Origin of the sequence: Microcystis sp. LE19-84.1B, assembly GCF_027531875.1 — a bacterium.
Lineage (GTDB): Bacteria > Cyanobacteriota > Cyanobacteriia > Cyanobacteriales > Microcystaceae > Microcystis > Microcystis panniformis.
The window spans coordinates 1-2408 of sequence record NZ_JAPZSR010000322.1; the positions used below are offsets into that span (position 1 = coordinate 1).

General features: G+C 42.1%; 2 protein-coding genes and 1 pseudogene. 2 read left to right on the forward strand and 1 reads right to left on the reverse strand.

Features of this window, described 5'->3' with window-relative positions; all coding sequences use genetic code 11:
• Positions 1–279 precede the first annotated feature (279 nt).
• Positions 280–978 carry a hypothetical protein gene (locus tag O9324_RS18280; RefSeq protein WP_002768309.1) on the reverse strand — a complete coding sequence of 233 codons (699 nt, stop codon included), beginning with the start codon at positions 976–978 and terminating at the stop codon, positions 280–282.
• Positions 979–1287: 309 nt separating this feature from the next.
• On the opposite strand from O9324_RS18280, the gene O9324_RS18285 reads away from it, so the two are divergent.
• Positions 1288–1920 (forward strand): DUF3782 domain-containing protein, encoded by a 633-nt coding sequence (locus O9324_RS18285; RefSeq protein WP_287632824.1) that lies wholly within the window; start codon positions 1288–1290, stop codon positions 1918–1920.
• A gap of 68 nt (positions 1921–1988) precedes the next feature.
• Positions 1989–2408 (forward strand): annotated as a pseudogene (locus O9324_RS18290) (DUF3782 domain-containing protein); the annotation flags it as partial.

The following is a 2408-nucleotide window of genomic DNA, read 5'->3' on the forward strand; positions in this document are numbered from 1 at the left end:
CTCCAGCTACATCAAATGTTCCCAAAAAATATAGAAGAGCTAATGCAAATTAGCCGCTATCGGTTGAAGGATTACATCAAAGGACAAAGAGCGATATCGCTTGCCCTATCTACCTTCTAGCTCGCTTGTCCCCCTCTCAGCAGGTAAGGACATAATCAACTTTTGTGGGAATAAAATTAAACAGTACCATATAGGATAAGCTGCCCGCGCATTTAAATTGCTGGTTGAGATGAGGCAAGAGTCAAGACTCCCCCAAGGCTGTTCCATGTTTCCTTCTATTTATTGAATTTTAACATTTAATTTATAGGTGGCATTGCCACGAGTTCCCCCTACAATTATTTCATAATTTCCAGTAGCCGGTAATTTTAAACTAGATTGGGTAGCTTCTGTTTTCAAAATTTGCCCATTCGGTGCAATCACATCGAATACGGCATTATTTTCTAATGCTGTAATTTTCAGATCCATTCTCTGTCCTTGATTCGCTCTTAATAAATAAATATTTCGACTCCCTCGAACAACCGATTGATTAACTGTAGTGGTATTAGTTCCTGGTGCCAACCGAATTTGAGACACTAAACAAGGTTGTTTTTGATAAACGACTCGTCCCGTATTCAAAGAATCTGAAGTTAACGTCCATTTTTCTTGAGTTGTTTGAGTATCTAACTCAATTTTTGTCTTGATATTTAAGTTTAACTGATTCCCATTTTTCCTTCCTTGTAAGGTTTGAGTATAGGAACTATAATAAGATTCTTGTTCATTATGAATCGTAGCTTCTACCCGACCCGTGACTTGATTTCCCTGAATATAAATCCTCGCCGTAGAATCTAGATCATCATTAGCGACTGAAAAACAATAACCTTGAATCGAAGAAACGCTAGACGCTTGAGCAACTTGTCGGGGTGGATGATTTGCCATCCTAGGTGTAACATTCAGTAAACTTGCCAAAATGACTACAGAGCTTAATAATTTCATCATCATAACTGACTCATGATTAAAGGTTAATTGATCACTGATTATACTAAATCTGGTTATTAAAAAAGGAATATTACAAATTGTTAACCGAGTCTTAAAAGCAAAGGTTTAAAATGTTTAGAAAGCTCTAACTGCGTTAAAACCGAGGCTCTTCACCTGACATTCAAGATAAAAAACAAGAACACAGCACGATACTTGTGTCAAGTTTTCTACATAATTCTTAATATTTATCTCGTTTTTGCTCTCTCGCTCTCCTCGGTTTTCTCGACCGAATCGCTAAAATAATTAGGGGTGTTTTATTTTCGATGTCAGTCCATGAGTGAACCCGTTACCCTTGAGGATATTTACCAGCTATTCCGCGCTTCCGCCGAGGAGTTTGATCGCCGTTTAAGGGAAAGCGATCTTCGTCGAGCGGAAATGGAACGTATCTTTGCCGAAGCGAAATTAGAAAGCGATCGCCGTGCCGCCGAAGCCGAGCGCTCGATGGCAGAACTGAAACGCACGGTTGAACGAACCAGCAAAGCGGTAGATAGTCTGACCACTCGCTGGGGTCGATTTGTGGAAGAATTGGTAGAGCCGGGGGTTTTCCGGCTTTTTCAGGAAAAAGGCATTGATATTAAGGAAGTTTATCCCCGTGCCAGAGTCAAGCGTCAAGGTATCGCCATGAAAATCGATATCCTAGGGGTGGATGATACAGAACTCGTTTTAGTCGAATTACTACCTAGATTTTCTCAAGATGATGTGGATGAATTTATCGAAAAATTGACTTGTTTTAAAATCGCTTTTCCCCATTACAAAAACTATCGAGCTTACGGTGCAGTGGCTGGTATTGAAATCAACGAAGGTGTAGATCGCTATGCTTATCAAAAAGGCTTATTTGTGATTAAACCCTCTGGGGATACAGTGGCAATTATTAATGATGCTAACTTTCAACCGAATACTTGGTAAAGAGATATAATTAGGCATTATTAGGTAGGTGTTAAATCCCCCCGTCTATCGGCACCCCCTGTCAGTCCATGAGTGAACCCGTTACCCTTGAGGATATTTACCAGCTATTCCGCGCTTCCGCCGAGGAGTTTGATCGCCGTTTAAGGGAAAGCGATCTTCGTCGAGCCGAAATGGAACGTATCTTTGCCGAAGCGAAATTAGAAAACGAGCGCCGTGCCGCCGAAGCGAAATTAGAAAACGAGCGCCGTGCCGCCGAACTTGAGCGCCAAGCTGCCGAAGCGAAATTAGAAAGCGAGCGCCGTGCTGCCGAAGCCGAGCGCTCGATGGCAGAACTGAAACGCACCGTAGAACGAACCAGCAAAGCGGTAGATAGTCTCACCACTCGCTGGGGTCGATTTGTGGAAGAATTGGTAGAACCGGCGGTTTTACGGCTTTTTCAGGAAAAAGGCATTGATATTAAGGAAGTTTATCCCCGCGCTAGAGTCAAA